The 16,702-nt window shown below is 55.1% G+C and carries 13 protein-coding genes and 1 pseudogene; 5 read left to right on the top strand and 9 right to left on the bottom strand.

Annotation, left to right across the window (positions count from 1 at the left end; translation table 11 throughout):
* Window positions 1–100: 100 nt before the first annotated feature.
* Complete coding sequence (locus D9K61_RS03490) at window positions 101–1,405, bottom strand: sugar ABC transporter substrate-binding protein (RefSeq protein ID WP_120631865.1); 1,305 nt, start codon at window positions 1,403–1,405, stop codon at window positions 101–103.
* Window positions 1,406–1,497: 92 nt separating this feature from the next.
* Window positions 1,498–2,523, bottom strand: a complete 1,026-nt coding sequence (locus tag D9K61_RS03485; protein WP_120632088.1) for a LacI family DNA-binding transcriptional regulator — start codon at window positions 2,521–2,523, stop codon at window positions 1,498–1,500.
* Between the two features lie 123 nt (window positions 2,524–2,646).
* Here D9K61_RS03485 and xylB point away from each other — a divergent pair, with 123 nt between their 5' ends.
* The gene (gene xylB / locus D9K61_RS03480; RefSeq protein WP_120631864.1) at window positions 2,647–4,083 is read left to right on the top strand and encodes a xylulokinase; all 1,437 of its coding nucleotides are present in this window, start codon (window positions 2,647–2,649) and stop codon (window positions 4,081–4,083) included.
* A gap of 48 nt (window positions 4,084–4,131) precedes the next feature.
* Here the strand turns inward: xylB and D9K61_RS03475 are convergent.
* Window positions 4,132–4,288: pseudogene (locus tag D9K61_RS03475) on the bottom strand (transposase); the annotation flags it as partial.
* 442 nt (window positions 4,289–4,730) lie between these two features.
* Here D9K61_RS03475 and D9K61_RS03470 point away from each other — a divergent pair.
* From D9K61_RS03470 to D9K61_RS03460, 3 genes are all read left to right on the top strand, one after another.
* Window positions 4,731–5,219: a helix-turn-helix transcriptional regulator gene (locus D9K61_RS03470; protein WP_162946727.1), complete on the top strand. Its 489-nt coding sequence runs from the start codon at window positions 4,731–4,733 to the stop codon at window positions 5,217–5,219.
* A gap of 261 nt (window positions 5,220–5,480) precedes the next feature.
* The gene (locus D9K61_RS03465; RefSeq protein WP_120631862.1) at window positions 5,481–6,683 is read left to right on the top strand and encodes a hypothetical protein; all 1,203 of its coding nucleotides are present in this window, start codon (window positions 5,481–5,483) and stop codon (window positions 6,681–6,683) included.
* A gap of 257 nt (window positions 6,684–6,940) precedes the next feature.
* Entirely contained in the window at window positions 6,941–9,256 is a 2,316-nt protein-coding gene (locus D9K61_RS03460; protein ID WP_162946726.1) for an autotransporter outer membrane beta-barrel domain-containing protein, read from the top strand.
* A 151-nt stretch (window positions 9,257–9,407) separates the two neighbouring features.
* Here the strand turns inward: D9K61_RS03460 and D9K61_RS03455 are convergent, their stop codons facing one another.
* The 4 genes from D9K61_RS03455 to D9K61_RS03440 all read right to left on the bottom strand — a co-directional run bounded on the left by D9K61_RS03455 (window position 9,408) and on the right by D9K61_RS03440 (window position 14,356).
* The gene (locus D9K61_RS03455; protein ID WP_120631860.1) at window positions 9,408–10,730 is read right to left on the bottom strand and encodes a ferric reductase-like transmembrane domain-containing protein; all 1,323 of its coding nucleotides are present in this window, start codon (window positions 10,728–10,730) and stop codon (window positions 9,408–9,410) included.
* Window positions 10,727–11,182 (bottom strand): LuxR C-terminal-related transcriptional regulator, encoded by a 456-nt coding sequence (locus D9K61_RS03450; RefSeq protein ID WP_216825742.1) that lies wholly within the window; start codon window positions 11,180–11,182, stop codon window positions 10,727–10,729. Before D9K61_RS03450 ends, D9K61_RS03455 begins: the two co-directional genes overlap by 4 nt.
* A gap of 124 nt (window positions 11,183–11,306) precedes the next feature.
* Window positions 11,307–11,582 (bottom strand): PepSY domain-containing protein, encoded by a 276-nt coding sequence (locus D9K61_RS03445; protein WP_162946725.1) that lies wholly within the window; start codon window positions 11,580–11,582, stop codon window positions 11,307–11,309.
* Between the two features lie 491 nt (window positions 11,583–12,073).
* Window positions 12,074–14,356 carry an adenosylcobalamin-dependent ribonucleoside-diphosphate reductase gene (locus D9K61_RS03440; protein ID WP_120631857.1) on the bottom strand — a complete coding sequence of 761 codons (2,283 nt, stop codon included), beginning with the start codon at window positions 14,354–14,356 and terminating at the stop codon, window positions 12,074–12,076.
* A gap of 134 nt (window positions 14,357–14,490) precedes the next feature.
* Between D9K61_RS03440 and D9K61_RS03435 the strand changes: the two genes are divergently transcribed.
* Window positions 14,491–14,922, top strand: coding sequence for a DUF1489 family protein (locus D9K61_RS03435; RefSeq protein WP_120631856.1), 432 nt, complete (start codon window positions 14,491–14,493; stop codon window positions 14,920–14,922).
* Between the two features lie 2 nt (window positions 14,923–14,924).
* Here the strand turns inward: D9K61_RS03435 and hisG are convergent, their stop codons facing one another.
* Together hisG and D9K61_RS03425 are read right to left on the bottom strand one after the other, a co-directional pair.
* Window positions 14,925–15,614: an ATP phosphoribosyltransferase gene (gene hisG, locus D9K61_RS03430; RefSeq protein WP_120631855.1), complete on the bottom strand. Its 690-nt coding sequence runs from the start codon at window positions 15,612–15,614 to the stop codon at window positions 14,925–14,927.
* Window positions 15,611–16,699 (bottom strand): ATP phosphoribosyltransferase regulatory subunit, encoded by a 1,089-nt coding sequence (locus D9K61_RS03425; RefSeq protein ID WP_120631854.1) that lies wholly within the window; start codon window positions 16,697–16,699, stop codon window positions 15,611–15,613. Before D9K61_RS03425 ends, hisG begins: the two co-directional genes overlap by 4 nt.
* Between the last annotated feature and the right edge of the window lie 3 nt (window positions 16,700–16,702).

Raw genomic sequence — 16,702 nt, 5'->3', positions numbered from 1 at the left:
AAGACCTCTCTGTTCAGGCGCATACCAGCCTGCGAGAAAAACGCGGGTTGTGGAAGTGGGGAGCGGGGGACAGGAACCTGTCCCCCACCGGGAAGGAGCCTCAGTACCCTGCGGCTTCCATCTCTTCTGTGGTGAAGGCCTGCGCTTTTTCAAGCGCCTCTTCCACCGATTGCTGCCCGGCATAAACCGCCGAGAATTCCTGGCTCACCTGCGTGGCAATGCCTGCAAATTCCGGGATCGCCGCGAACTGGATGCCGACGTAAGGCACTGGTTTCACAGTCGGATTGTTCGGATCAGCCGACAGGATCGACTCCAGCGTCTTCTTGGCGAAAGGAACCTCTTGGTAGTTGGGGTTCTCATAGAGCGAGGTACGTGCGCCTGGTGGAACGTTTGCCCAGCCTTCGTTTTCGGCAACCAACTCGATGTAGTCTTTCGAAGTTGCCCACTCGATAAACTGCTTGGCCGCGTCCGCTTGCTCGGTTCCTGCTGGGATGGCCAGAGCCCACGCCCAAAGCCAGTTGGAGCGCTTGTCGACGCCTTCCGAGTTCGGGGCAAGCGCAAAGCCCACCTTGTCAGCCACGGTCGAATCGTCAGGATTTGTCACAAATGATGCGGCAACGGTGGCATCAATCCACATACCGCACTTCCCCTGCTGAAACAGTGACAGGTTTTCGTTGAAACCGTTGGTCGCATACCCCGCAGGCCCGGATTCATTCATCATGCCCACGAAGAAGGTCAGCGCCTCATTCCATTCAGGCTGATCGAACTGGGGCTTCCAGTCTTCATCGAACCAGCGCGCACCAAACGAGTTTGCCGTTACTGTGATGAACGCGCCGCCTTCACCCCAACCGGCCTTGCCGCGTAGGCAGATGCCGTTGATATCGTTGTCACGGTCCGTCATGGCGGTCGCAGCTTCGCGGATGAATTGCCAGGTTGGTGCCTCGGGCATTTCCAAACCGGCCTTTTCCATCAGGTCGGTCCGATACATCACCATCGAGCTTTCACCGTAGAACGGAGCTGCATAGAGCGTGCCGTCATTGCTCAGACCGCCGCGCATTGCTGGCAGGATGTCATCAACATCGTATTCTGCCGACAAGCCATCCAGCGGCACCAGCCAGCCGTTTGCCCCCCAGATCGGCGTCTCGTACATGCCGATGGTCATGATGTCGAACTGACCACCCTTGGTGGTAATGTCGGTGGTCACGCGCTGACGCAGCACGTTTTCTTCCAGCGTCACCCATTCAACGTCGATACCGGTCGCTTCGCTGAAGTTGTCTGTGTAGCCCTGCATCCGGATCATGTCGCCGTTGTTCACGGTCGCGATTGTTAAGGTATCCGCATGAGCTGCTGCCGTCGCGACGAGTGTCATTGCAGTCGCCGCACGAAGTGCGTTTCTCAAATACATCCCTGTCCTCCCTGAGCTTGGATGTCGTACAGGAAACGTAGTTGAGAAGTTGCCGCGCCGTCAATAATAACTTTACGCGCGTTAATTTTTATCTACGCAGATTCCCGCAAAACCAACCGCGCTGGAAACAGGGTTTCCGTCCTATTTCCAAATTCCCCTCCACTTTCAATAAGTTCAAAGAGGGTCTCCACGCTGCGACCGGCCACATTGTCATAGTCATGTGCAGCGGTTGTCAGTGACGGACAAGTGAACCGTGAGAAGGGATGGTCATCGTTTGAAGCCACCCGCAACGTGCAATCTTCACGACGGCCGACCCGAATCCCCATCTCATAACAAGCCGAGAGAAAGCCGATCGCCAGACGGTCGTTACTGCACAAAACCGAGTCTGTTTTCAGTTCCTGACGGCCCAAAACCTTGGCTGCTCCCTTGCGCCCAATCTCCTCAAAGGCCCAACCTTCGCCATCGATCTTGATGACATGCGGCTCAAATCCAAGCCTCTCCATCACCTCGACGTATGCCTTGCGCCGTTTATTGGCGTTAGGGTTTGCAGGGGTGCGCATTTCAAAAAAAGATGGTGGTTCACCTGTTCGGGTCATGTATTCGACTGTCTGAGATACAAAACTGAAGTTATCCGACCCTATGAAGGCCGCGCCAAGCCCTTCAAGATTGCTGTCGAACAGGACGGTGGGCACATTTTCGCAGAATTTCTCAATCGCTGCCCGGTCCGATGCCCGGCCCAATGGCGCAAGCAATACGCCTGCGGGTTTCAGCGATCGCAGGCTATCCAGAATTTCATTTTCCAGTTTGTGTTCGCCATGCGAGCTGAAAAGTGAAGGGCGATAGCCAGCCGCTATGCAGCTTTGCTCTAGGTACCGCGCGATCTCGGCAAAAAACGGGTCCGCCAGATAGGGCACGACGATACCAATATTCTTTGTCAGCTTCCTGTTTTGATTCACCGCATAGATGTTCGGGCGATATTCGAACCGTTCCAGAGCCTCTTCTATACGGGCCCGTGTTGTGGCCCGGACGCTTTCAGGATCGTGAAAATACTTTGATACCGTAGGTCGAGAAAGACCACTGACCGCAGCAAATTCTTCCATGTTTTTGATTTTTGTCATGCTCTCTAACCTGCGGATTGACACCGTCGCGATCTTACCACTTTTTACATATTCTTTGCGCGCGACAAAAAAATCAACAGCAGGACCCTTGTCGCAGAAACTTCGCAAGACTACAGATTTCATATGTACGCAGGTATTGATATCGGCACATCGGCCGTAAAAGTTGTCTGTGCTGACGGGATGAGGATCCTGGCCGCGGCATCCGTTGATCTGGACACATCGTCGCCCAAGCCAGGCTGGTCCGAACAGCATCCCGATATCTGGTGGCAGGCGACGTGCGACGCGTTGCGGCAGTTGGGTGGAAAGATCAATCTATCGGATGTGAAAGCCATCGGGCTATCTGGCCAAATGCATGGGGCGGTTCTGCTCGACAAGGATCAACGCCCTATCCGGCCTGCGATACTGTGGAACGACAGCCGCGCGACGAGCGCGTGTGATCAACTCCACGAAGCCATGCCCGATATAGGCCAAATAGCAGGTGTCCTCCCGCTGCCTGGGTTCACAGCGCCCAAAATCATGTGGCTGAAACAAAACGAGCCTGAAAACTACAACCGCATTTCATCGATCCTACTGCCCAAAGACTATGTTGGCTTGCGTCTTCATGGTGAGTTGGCAACAGACACATCGGATGCCGCTGGAACGTTGTGGCTGGATCAAGCCGAACGCGCATGGAGTGACACGGTTGCTGCAGCCACCGGCGTCAACACAAGCTGGCTTCCACATGTGGTTGACGGTCACGACATCGTCGGCACAATAACTCCTCAGAGTGCTGCGGATACCGGGTTTCGGGTTGGCGTGCCCATTGTCGCGGGTGGCGGTGATGCGGCGACCGGCGCCGTTTCTCTGGGTGCGGCAGAACCGGGGCGCGGTTTTATCTCGCTTGGAACATCCGGTCAGCTTTTTGTCGCTGGGCGGGCATACAAGCCAAACCCCGAAAGATACGTGCACGCCTTTGCGCACACATTACCAGACCGTTGGTATCAGATGGCCGCCATGCTAAACGGCGCAAGACCCATATCGTGGATCGGAGGGCAGCTAGACCTGCCGGCAGCCGAGGTCGTGGCTTTGGCAGAAACCGTCAACACGGATCGGGTGCCCATTTTCCTGCCATATCTGACGGGCGAACGCAGCCCTCATGGGGACCCACATATCCGAGCTTGTTTTTTCGGACTGGAAGATGCGACGACGCGTGCAGAAATCTGTCGTTCGGTTGTGGAAGCTGTGGCTTTCTGTTTCGCAGACGCGGCCGAGAGTTTTGGCGATACTCTGTCAAACCTATCCGAACTGGCCGCAATCGGAGGTGGCAGCAGATCTGACCTGCTTCTGAGTTTGATCGCCACCGTCACTGAGAAATCCATCATTCGGTCTAACGGGGCAGATTCGGGTCCGGCAATGGGGTCAGCGAAACTGGCGGCGTGCGGCGATGGCGCATTAGGCATCGCCGATCTGGGGGTGCAGCCCCCAAAGAAAGCGGCTTTTGAACCCGAAGCGATGCCAGCCCTGTTTGAGCGACTGCACAAGTTCCGTTCGCTTTATCAAACGATCAGAACCGAGGTTTAGATGCGGAACCCACGTTCCGCAGGGGACATTGGTCTTCTCTGGTCATCTCTGACGAGGTAAATCAGACCACCGCAACCCATTGCGGTTCATGAAGTTATCCCGCTTAACACGCGTCCATCATCAACCCTCGGATTGCCTTGATTTTGGGAAAGTAGAACTGAAGACGCGCCATGTGCTGGTTAGTCAGCCAGAATAGGTTACTGATAATACACCCCCGAAACTCGGGGGGTTTGTGACGCGCAACAGAAATGACGACTCTCAAATTACTGGGTCCAAAACCTAGCTGAGGACACCCGATTCAAAGCATTTCTATGCCGAGGGCCGCTGGATCCTTTTGCCACCAGTGATGGCTTGGGTTTGACTATTACGATCAACCTGCTGAACCCCTGCAGATGCCTGACCCCAAATTGACAGGTCAGAGGACTTGGTGGGTTGTAAGACCCCGTGGCAGCCCCCTTGGGTGCCAAAGGCATATCTGCTTAGACTACTCTCATTGTTCAACCGCAAGTTTGCAGCTTGTCGACCTTGGTTCGTATTCGCAGATCGAACCAGATGTCAGGAACCGCGCCAAACAGTTATGGCTTGAGAATGTATGTCGGTCCGACGTAGGTACCTGCGATCAACGTTTGACAGCTATGGACGCCCACATGCCTTCAAAGAAGCTCCTGACTTTTTCATTTTTCGCCTCACTGTTCTGTGCTTGCGTCATGTTGTTCGAGGACATTGGCGAAGCAATGGGTGTCGCCTGGATTGATGAATGGGATGATATCCACGTCTGGGAAGTCCTGATCATGTTATCCCTATTCGGGGCCAACATGGTACTGGGTTTCGAAATTCTGAAAATGCGTGAGTATCAGGAAACCCTTGAGGATAAGGTCGCCAAGGCCTCCAGCGCCTTCGAAGCTTTGCTGGACGCATATTTTGAGAAATGGTCTTTCACAGAGGCAGAGCGTGAAGTGACGCGATTGTTGATCAAGGGGTGTTCAACCGCCGAAATGGCGGAGATCCGCAATGCCAAGGAAGGCACCATCAAGGCACAAACCAATTCGATCTACAAAAAGTCTGGGTATGCTGGCAAAGCCCAATTGCTTAGCGCATTCCTGGAAGATCTGACGGACGGCGGGTCCGTAGCCTGATGTGTTAATCGCCGGGTGCGCGCTCTGCATGGCGCGCCCTGGCTGAACGTCGCATCCGGAAGTCTCACCCCAACATAAACCGCGGTGTTAGATCCATAAACCAAAGGTCTAAATCGCCGGATTGGCCTCAATTGCGCCCCTAACGGCCCTTTAACCCCGCTTTGTGCCATAGCAAACAACGGCACATCAAACGGGTGATGTGGGAGGGACAATTCCACGGGCTCGGGGAACCGGAAATTTAGCCACGTGAGGCAGAAATACATGCAGACCGAACAGAGAGTTCACGCCCTTGGGCGCGGCGGGCGTTTGACCAAGTGGAAAGGTAAAGTCGCGAGTGTTGCACCCTCACTTCTGTTTCTTTCGACTTCAGTTCTGGCGATTTCGGCAGGATCGGTGGTGCTCGGTGAAGTCGTCAATGTGGCCCAGAGCACGCCCCTGATCAGTGCTGTAAACGAGGATCATACAATTACTGCCAGCGGAGCGATCAACGTGAACCCGTTGCTGGGCCCCGGAGTGGTCGAGATCAATGTGGCGGACTATTCGGGCACGCTAACCAATGCCGGGCAACTGTCCTCGCCGGAAGGGAACTTGAGAACCCGTTCGGCTGTTGATTTGAATGGCGATCTTTCCGGCGTCGTCTTGAATTCCGGCGCGATCTCTATGAGTGCCGCAATTGGTGACAGTGCCGATCTTAGGGGTGTCGACGTCTCAGGTAACGTTACCGGGTTGGTGCAAAACACCGGCACGATTCGCGTCGCAAACTCTGCGCTCACATTTGGAACCGCCATTGGTATTTCTGCCTCGGACATCGATGGCGAGGTTTCAAATAGCGGTACAATTGAGTTGATGGTCGACACAAGCAGCTCAGCCAAAGCCCGAGGAATTCGGGCAACTACGGTCGGTGGCGCTGTTCGCAATACGGGCACCATCACGATCCAAATGTCAGCCAACGGATCTGCGACTGTCGGCGATGCTTTCCAACTGGGCGCAGTAACTGGAACCGTAGAAAACACTGGTTCGATCCAGGTTGTTGGCACAAATGGCCAAACTGTAAACACCAACGGTATCGAGGTCAGTGATCTGACTGGCACACTGATAAACTCGGGCGGTATTTCCATCGGCGCCAACGCCGTTAATACAGCAGTCGGAAATGGCATCGAAGTATCCACCATTTTCGGGCGCTTCGAAAATAGTGGTGATATCACCATCACAACCGCCGGCAATTCCGGTGATGCGTATTTCGACATCATCGAAACCAACAATGTCAGCGGCAGTGTTCTGAATACCGGTCAACTGACAGGGTTCGCGATTGCATCAAGCGCCTCTGTCGACGGAATAGACGCAGGGGACGTCTTGGCATCCGGAACCTATGAAAATGCCGGGCTGATCAGAATTCAGGCTGTGGGAACGTCCTCAGCCGCTCGCGCGGATGCATTGGATTTTAGCCAGATTGATGGGCGGTAACCAACAGCGGTTCCCTTGAGCTGCTCGTCAACGGCGCGACATCTGCGCAAGCCAGGGGCATCTCCACGCGCGACATCGCCGGAAGCCTGTCAAATAGCGGTTCCGTTGCGGTCATTTCCCGCGCCGCCAGTGGTCAGGCAGTCGCGGCCGGGATTCAGACCCGAGGCGTCGATGGCCTGCTACAGAACTCGGCGACACTGGCGATCTCTGCGACGGGAACAACCCAGGCATCTGCAATAGGCATTTCTGCAAACAGCGTGTCGGGGACGCTCGACAACAGTGGCTCTATGGCGATTGCGGCCAATGGCTCAACTGCAGTCGCAGAAGGCATCAGCGTTTCTATTGTTGATGGGGCCCTCAACAACAGCGGAACACTGTCGATAGAAGCGATTGGCGACACCTCGGCGGACGCCCGAGGAATTGAAGTCAGGCTGCTCGATGGTCACCTTGCAAACTCAGGCACGATCACGGCAACTGCACAAGGATCATATGCCAATGCCGAGGGCATTGATGCGCTATTTGTGGGTGGTTCCCATGAGAATAGCGGCTCTATTGCGGTTTCAGCCAAAGGTACAGCATCCGCCGCAGCGACTGGGTTAGCGGCGTTCAACATCGGCGGTCAGCTAATCAATTCCGGCACGATATCAGTTTCTGCCGAAGGATCCGTCGCCGATGCGCATGGAATTAAAACTGGCTCTGTTGATGGCCTGATTGCGAACAGCGGCGACATCAGGGTTAGCGCGACAGGTCAGTCATCTGCTTCTACCGCTGGGATCGTTCTGAGGGATCTCGATGGACAGTTTTCCAACGTTGGCGACATCTCTGTTCAGGCCATTGCGAACAAAGCCTATGTGGACGGCATTGATGTGCGCAAGGTCACCGGCACTCTGGTAAACACTGCACACATCGCTGTGGTGGCATCCGGTCAAACGTCCGCGCATGCAAACGGGATTGATCTTAGGCAACTTGACGGTCAGGTCACAACCTCCGGTTCCATAACCGCTTCGGCAAACGGGCAAATGGCCCGGGCGGACGGGATCGAAATGGACGACGTGGTTGGGTCCTTTACCAACTCGGGGAATCTGTCGGTGCGGGCGTCAGGAACGTCTACCGCTGATGCGACGGGCATCGAAGTAGACATCGTAAGCGGGACATTCTCGAACTCTGGGAGTATTTCAGCCAATGTCTCGGGCGTGGGAGGGACGTCTTACTCCTCCTACGGCATGAAGATCGACGAGATCGACGCAGCCGGTGTTCTGACGCACAGCGGCTCAATCATTTCATCAGCGCAAGGTCCGACTGCGGAAGCTTATGGCCTGCATGTCACCGCAGCCCGAGGCACCATTAATCTTAAAGGCGACATCGCTGCAAGTTCATCAGGCCTTAGCTATGGCGTCTATCTTGGCGATGGTGGTGGAACGTTGAATGTCGACACAACTGCCAACATCGATGGAACAATTCGGATCAGTGATCACAATGTGAACCTGGAGAATGTAGGTGGCAAAGTTGTTTATCGTTTCCAGGACGACGACACGAGTAACGGCGTGTTCACAACGTCGGGGACGTCGGCATCACAGGGATGGTTCGTCGATGGTGAAGGTGGCGCAGCACCTGTCTATGCCTCAATCGATGCAAGTGAGCTCCAGCCCAATACAAACCAATCGTTCGAAATTGCGGGTTTGTCTTACGACTTGGCACGCCAATTGGGCGGCATCGGTGGCGACAGTGTCAGCCGAGACAGGATGGTGCTCAGCACGCGTGGAAGCGGTGCCATTGAAGGGTTTCGACCGTATTTCCTAGTTAGCGGCAGTCGAAGCGATGGAACGTCAAGCGGCAATTCTGCGGCGCTTTCCTCAAATATGTGGAGCACCAGCGCCGGTTTGACCCGCGATCTTGGAGCCGGATTTCGATTTGGTTTCGGTGCCAGCTATCTGAAGAATAATGGCACCTTAGGTTCAGTCTCTTTCGACACGTCTGGTGTGTTTCTCAGCGCGAGCGCCGCACAGAACTTTGGCTTTGCCGATCTCAGCTTTGGTCTGGGGTATGGCAACCTGGACCACAGCGAGACACAGAGCAGCGGCAACAGCCCTTCGGAGGCCCACTACTCCAGCGACATGATCACGGCGCTGGTAGCGGCTCAGCGGGACTATTTCATGGTAAACGGCGCGATCCTGACACCCCGGGCCAGCTTTTTGTACGGGGAACAAAATCTGGATGGGTATACCGAGACTGGCAGCAGCCCCAACGCGACAGTGGGTGAAAGGGCCGTTTCGTTCAGCGAGGCACGGATCGGTGGCGCATATGCGGTACCAATAGCGGGTGGAAGCCTTTCCGCGTCGCTGACGGCCGTGCACAGGGATGCGAATGCCCCTTCGGTGACGGACGTAGCCATCTTCGGAAACTCGCTCTCTCTGGCGTCGGGTGGAAGCGGCTCTGACACTTTTGGTGAGGTTGGTTTGAGCTATGAAAAGTCCTTTGACCATGGCGGTATCTTGCGTCTTGATGCCAAGTCGACCGTTGGCGCTGACGTGTCCACACAGGCAATGTGGGCATCATATGAGTGGCATTTCTAAAGACAAAGTTACACGCTTAAGGCGTACTGTCGGATGAGTTCTTAATGAAAGCCGATCCTTGGGTCGGCTTTCTTGTCCGAAGCGCAAGGATGGCAAACCTTGTTGATGCTGACATATGAAGTTGTTGACTACGTGAACACAGCCGGGTCGTTCAGGGTTGTAGTATTCTTATCCGGTTGAATTTGAAAAATTTTCGACGCAAGAGCCAATTGAAAAACTGTCGAACACCGATACCTGTGCGGAATTCAAATTCTTCATAGCGAAAACGGCGCGCGGATACTCCGTAGCGGCGCAAGCCTTGCTTAAGCGACAGCCTAAGGGAAACCGGGCCGCAAAAAGAGAAGGTAACACGTGATAGATCAGGACCGATCACGTCGCTTATGTGCTCAGCACTGATACGCCGGTTTTCCTGAGAGACCATGAGATGCAAAGACAGGTTCGATTTGGTCTGGGCGAGTTTTTCGACCTCTTCCAGATGCGGAGCATCCTTTCGAGATCTCATGCAGTAGAACAGGTCGACTGGTTCGCCATCAACGCTCAGCGCATCCGCCCAGGCAAGAAACGGAGTGATCCCGATCCCACCTGCGACCCAGACCTGTCGGCCTCTGCCCGATTGACGGAAACGTCCGAAAGGGCCCTGGACACGAACCAACTGACCATCTTCAAGTTCGCTGGTCAGTTTAGAAGTGTAGTCTCCAAGTGCTTTTACGGTGACACGCAAAACCCGGTCCGGATCTATTTTTGAAAAGCTAAACGGATGTGGTTCGCGTAAACCTGCACCGGAAAAACGCAGAACACCAAACTGTCCAGGCGATGGGTTTAGTCCCTTGCTGACTGGCTCAAGTTTGATGGCCAGCGCGCCACCCGTCGCTTCGATATTCGATACTTTGTACCTATGCGTTGGACGCAAGTTCTGTGGCAGCAGCATCCAAAGATAAGATGCAATGCCTGCCACACAAAACAATCCCGTATACAACCCGGCAAAATCCGTCATCGGAAAGGGCTTTGCAATCAGGAAGAAATGAAGGCTGCCGATGGCAAACAAAGCGCCCATAGCTTTGTGCGTCCATTTCCAGAGGTGATAGGGGATAAACGTCGCAACAGATATCAGAACCAGAAAGATCAGCCCGTAGAAGCTGATTTCACCTAGCGATTCAGCAATATCGTTTAGGGTGGTTTCGGCCCCCAATCCGCGCATCTCGGCCCCAATCAGATCGTGCAGCAGGATAGCTGCCATTGCCGCAATACCTGCCCATTTGTGCAGTACATAGACGCGATCAAGCCCGCCGAACAGCTGTTCGACCCCCCTCATGCGTGTCGCCAATAGCTGGCCCCACGACATTAGGACAAGTGCAGCAAGACCCATGTACTGCGAAAACAATGCGACCTGATCGGTGATCCCGGGCAAAGCCAAAAGCTGGTATCCCGGATACGCGACTGTCGCACAAATCAAAACTAGCCCGATTGGCCTCATGTGTCTTCCTTGAGATTTGCAGGGTTTGTGGAGCTAACCAAACTGTCAGCAAGAAGATCGTCGACAAACACGCTCATAAGCTGCAGACGCCCTGAAACGCCGGCCTTTCGATAGACCGAAGCGCATTGAGCTTTGATCGTTCCCTGTTTTGTTTTTCTCAGATCAGCAATTTCACCAATCGAAAAACCCTTGATTGCAAGAATGGCCACTTCACGTTCTGCCCGAGTTAGGGACCACGTCCGAAAATGGGCCTCTAAGACTTCGCTGAAGGCACCCGCAGCCGTTCTTATCTGAGCTTCAAGCCTGGTGTGACGGATCTGCACTTGCCGCAACTCGTTTGCCGTAAAGGCCAAGCCACTGAATAGTGCAACTGTAATCAGCGCCTCTGCGAAGTCGCTCTCAGCCAGGCCGATGCTGATTGATGGCCAAAGAACATCCACAAGAATGTCCATCAGAAAGTAAGCGCAGCAAACGGATTGCAGCGCGAACAATGACCATAAGGCGACCGGATGCTTTTTGTTGCCGGATTTGAATGGGCCAGGGGTGCGCCCGTGAGCAGGGCGCACCGATGAAGCTTTAACCCTCATCTGTATCGTTTTCTTCTTCGATCTCGACGATCTGGCCTGTCTCGATTGACACTTCGATCTCATAGTCTTTGCCATCTAAGGACGCTTGGACTTCGATTTCACCGCCCTCGGTTTCAACATCCGAGATGGCATAACCTTGAGCTTCAAGCGCTGAACGGATGCTTTCCTCTGTCGATCCCAACGCATCACCTACATTTATCTGAGCCGTGGCCAGACCTGGGATGGAAATAGCGGCCAGCGTCGCCCATTTACCAAAACTGTTCATCTGCATTCCTTTCTAAGAAATTAACCAACGCGAAAGTGCGGTCGCATCAATCTGGGAAGCGTTCAGGAATGACAAAATTAGACTTTGGGCAGAATTCAAGCGGCTTAGGCCGAAAGTTTACGTGAATTGGTTCGGTACCGGCCGCTGGAGAGGTCGTGATGGGGTCAGAATCCAAAACCATTGTATGAAGCCGCAGCAAAAGGGATGCAGATTGGTCTTCATAACGGGACTGAGCATACTATCTTCGATGCTCGAATCCCTTATCGGCGGATTTCGATTACACCACGACTTTAGTCGATAACTACGTACGGCGGCGCCTTGGTCATACTACACGAGGCGTCCTCTTTCTCGATGAGAACGAGCTAATTGAAAAGACATCGCGCGCATCCCTTGGCATCGCCGCTTAGACGTGGCGAAAACTCATGAAATAGATCGGCTTGTAGGGTTCAGCTACCCGATTGTTTCATACACAAGCATGCGTTCGCAATTGGTCAACCACATTTCGAGTGTCCACAACTGCGGCAGGTCATGCAGCCCTCAATCATAACCATGTCAAACTGGCCACAGGATGGACATGCTTTACCGCGTGGTGCATTCATGTTGACCACTTGCGCCTGCGGGTCGGACTTGAGACCCATCCCTTCGCCTTCAAGGAAGCCGATGTTAACCATGTGTTGTTCGATCACCCCGCCAATCGCGGCCAGAATCGATGGGATGTACTTACCTTTGACCCAGGCCCCACCACGGGGATCGAAAACAGCCTTCAGCTCTTCAACCACAAAGGAAACGTCCCCACCACGACGGAACACGGCAGAAATCATCCGGGTCAGCGCAAGCGTCCAAGCGTAGTGTTCCATGTTCTTCGAGTTGATAAAAACTTCAAACGGACGCCGACGCCCACCGATGACAATGTCATTAATGGTCAGATAAATCGCATGTTCGCTATCCGGCCATTTCAACTTGTAGGTCGACCCCTCCAGCGATTGAGGGCGATCCAGCGGTTCGGACATATAGACGACTTCCCCACCATCGACCTGGTGCGGCGCGTCTGCGCTTTCGCCCGGGACCTTGTCCTCGCTCTCTGACACGGTCAGAACCGATCCGGTCACATCGTTCGGGCGATAGGTTGTGCACCCTTTGCAGCCTTGATCCCATGCCTGCATGTAGACGTCCTTGAACGCGTCAAAGCTGATGTCTTCGGGACAATTGATCGTCTTGGAGATCGAGCTGTCGATCCATTTTTGCGCTGCCGCCTGCATTTTAACATGATCGCTCGGAGGCAATGTCTGAGCATTCACAAAATACTCGGGTAGTTTCTCGTCACCAAACTTATCGCGCCACATCTGCACAGCGTAGTCGACCACTTCTTCTTCGGTCCGCGAGCCGTCCTTTTGCAACACTTTGCGCGTGTAGGCATAGGCAAAGACCGGCTCGATCCCGGAAGACACATTCCCGGCATAAAGCGAAATGGTTCCGGTTGGCGCGATCGAGGTCAGCAACGCATTGCGAATACCGTGTTCACGGATTGCATCGCGCACATCGCCATCCATCTGCTGCATGGTGCCGCTGGATAGGTATTTGTCGGCATCAAACAGGGGGAAAGCCCCCTTTTCGCGCGCCAAATCGACCGACGCCAGATACGCGGCGCGAGCAATCGCGTGCAACCAGCGCTCGGTCTGGCGCGCCGCCTCGTCAGAGCCATAGCGCAGCCCCAACATGAGCAGCGCATCCGCCAGACCAGTCACACCGAGCCCGATGCGACGTTTGGCCTGTGCTTCAGCGGCTTGTTCCGGCAGTGGGAACTTCGACGTGTCCACCACGTTGTCCATCATCCGAACGGCCGTTGCGACGAGGTCCTGCATTGCTGCCTCGTCCAGATGCGCACCGTTTTCGAACGGCTCTGCAACCAAACGCGCCATGTTGATCGACCCCAGCAGACAAGCGCCATAAGGTGGCAGCGGCTGCTCGCCACAGGGGTTCGTGGCTGCAATGGTTTCGACATAGCTGAGGTTGTTGGCTGTATTGATGCGGTCGATGAAAATCACGCCCGGCTCGGCATAATCATAGGTCGCCTGCATGATCTTGTTCCAAAGATCGCGGGCTTGAACGGTGTGATAGACCTTGTCACCAAACACCAATTCCCACGGGCCGTCGGCTTTGACCGCTTCCATAAACGCATCGGTGACCAGCACCGACATGTTAAACATGCGCAGGCGGGCCGGGTCGGATTTGGCGGTGATGAAATGCTCGATGTCCGGGTGATCGCACCGCATCGTCGCCATCATTGCACCGCGGCGCGACCCGGCGGACATGATGGTGCGGCACATCGCGTCCCACACGTCCATAAAGCTGAGCGGGCCCGACGCATCGGCTGCTACCCCATGCACATCCGCGCCGCGCGGTCGGATGGTCGAGAAATCATATCCGATCCCCCCACCCTGCTGCATGGTCAAAGCCGCCTCTTTCAACATGTCGAAGATACCGCCCATACTGTCTGGGACCGTGCCCATGACGAAGCAGTTGAACAACGTCACGCGCCGCGCAGTCCCGGCGCCAGCTGTAATGCGTCCGGCAGGCAGGTATTTGAAGTCCTCCAGCGCCTCATAGAATTTTTCTTCCCAATGCGCCGAGTCTTCTTCCACCCGGGCCAGATCCCGCGCGATACGTCGCCAGCTATCTTCAACCGTCTGGTCGATGGGCGTGCCATCCGCCTGTTTAAAGCGGTATTTCATGTCCCAGATCTGCTCGGCGATGGGGGCGGCAAAGCGGCTCATTGGTGATTCCTATTTTTCTGCGAGGCATACAAGATAGACCAACTCTATCACAAAGCGCCACCATAACTTGATGACTTCCGTCGATGAGCTTACCATACGAGACAATTCCTTCAGGACGACTCTGTGAGCAAATTGTGGATAAGTACATAAACCTCATAAAACTGTCGGTTGGGTCGGAAAGCGTCGACACGCTGATCGAATGGCAAGACAGCCGTAAGCCGCTTTATGCGGACGAATTGCCACGTCATGTCACCCGCATGTGGCCCAAGCGCGAAGCCGAGATTGTGAACGGCGGATCAATCTATTGGGTGATCAAAGGTGTGGTTCAATGCCGCCAGCGCATCCTGCGACTGGATGAGGTCATCGGCGAAGATGGCATCCGCCGCTGTGCTATTGTGCTGGAGCCCGAAGTGCATCGCACCCAGAACGCTCAGAAACGACCGTTTCAAGGCTGGCGCTATCTGAAACCCGAAGACACCCCCCCGGATCTGCCAAAGGGCCGATCTCAGGACGACGCCCTGCCCGACGACCTCAACCGCGCGTTGGCTGAAATCGGCGTGCTGTAGCCTCAGCCAAGCCGATCCAGCAGATCTGTCAGAACTTGTTTTTCTGCGGCGCTGTATTTGGCTATCCGACTACGCCACAACGTTGCTTGCGACTTTAGGATCAGTCCGTCAGACAGGATTTTCAGGTGGTTGGCCCGCAGCGTTTCCCCTGTCGAAGTGATATCCGCAATCCCCTCGGCTGTTTCATTCATTACCGTGCCTTCGGTCGCGCCCTGACTGTCGACCAGGGTGAAATCAGACACCCCGGCGTCAGACAGGAATTCCCGCACCAAGCGATGATACTTTGTCGCAATCCGCAAACGGTGGCCGTGGGTCTTGCGAAACGCTGCTGCGACCGCATCCAGATCATCCAATGTATCCACATCAACCCAACAGGCCGGCGTTGCGATAATCAGATCCGCCTGCCCAAAACCCAAAAGGGAAACCTCTTCGACCTGCTGTTCCCAACGCGGTAGCTTTTCCTGCACAAGATCAGTGCCAGTGACCCCTAGGTGAATGCGCCCAGATGCCAGGTCACGCGGAATTTCACCTGCAGACATCAGAACCAGCGATACGCCGTCGATGCCATCGACTTTGCCCGCATATTCCCGCTCGGATTCACTGCGCGACAAGGTAATGCCTCGCTTTTCAAACCACGAAAAGGTCTTCTCCATCAATCGACCCTTGGATGGCACGCCAAGTTTCAGGCTCATTGGGCGACCTCCTCGATCTCGAGCATCAGATCCGGACGCAGCACACCGCCGATGGCTGGAATTTCCGCCCCGTTACCCAATTGGCGTGTCAAGGCGTCGTACCTGCCACCTGTCGCAATCGGCGGCAGGTCGGGGCGACCCTCTGCGTAGAACCCGAAGACAAACCCGTCGTAGTACTCCATGGATGTCCGGCCATAGGCAGCTTCGAAATCCAGCTTTTCAACATCGACACCGCGGGCCTGAAGCGCCGCGATCCGACGCTCTAACTGGTCCAAGGCTGGCGTTATCTGCGGCAGGTCCACCGCAACATCGCGCAGTTGTTCCAACGCAAAAGGCATGGTTTCACGAACGCCCAGCAAGGACTCGAGGCCAGCAAGTTCGGTATCAGAAATGGGTGGGGTTTCCCGGTCCTCGCGCAGCGCTTCGATGCGCACCGCAATTTCCGAGGCGCGCCGTTTGCCGATCATTGGCATACCAAAGGCCATCGGATCCTTCGCGTCCAAAAGACCAGCTCTTTGTTCCGGCTCAGGTTTCCGCCCGGCAAATCGATCCAGTAGAATTCGAAAGCGACGGGGGCGCCAAAGATGTCTCATCAACGCGCCCTTGCGCCGGTCTGCTGTGCGCAATCCCTGCACAGCAGCGGTCAGAATGCCGATGTCCCCTGTGGCGGCGCGCAAAGGCAACCCCCGCAGTTGAAGGGCAAAAAGCGAAAAGACCTCGGCGTCAGCCCCGGCGGGATCGGCACGATCAAAAACTTCGTAGCCAACCTGAATATACTCATTGGACCGGTCGGGATCGTGTTCCTGCCGCCGAAAGACCTCACCCGAGTAGGTATATCGAGCGGGTTCTGCACCCTCGTTCATGTGCATTTGAACGACAGGCAGGGTGAAATCGGGGCGTAGCATCTGTTCGCCCCGCAGAGCGTCGGAGGTGACGTAGGCGCGCGCGCGAATATCCTCGCCATAGAGGTCGAGCAGCGTCTCAGCCGGTTGCAGCAAGGGCGGGTCCACGACCCGTGCCCCGGCAGCCTCGAACCGCAGGCGCATCGTCGCGGCACGACCCTGTATCTGGGAACGGTTGGGCATCGT

Source organism: Ruegeria sp. EL01 (assembly GCF_900313035.1).
Taxonomy (GTDB): Bacteria; Pseudomonadota; Alphaproteobacteria; order Rhodobacterales; family Rhodobacteraceae; genus Ruegeria.
Note: the sequence above shows the minus strand (reverse complement) of the source record. Positions and strands in the feature narration are given on the sequence as shown.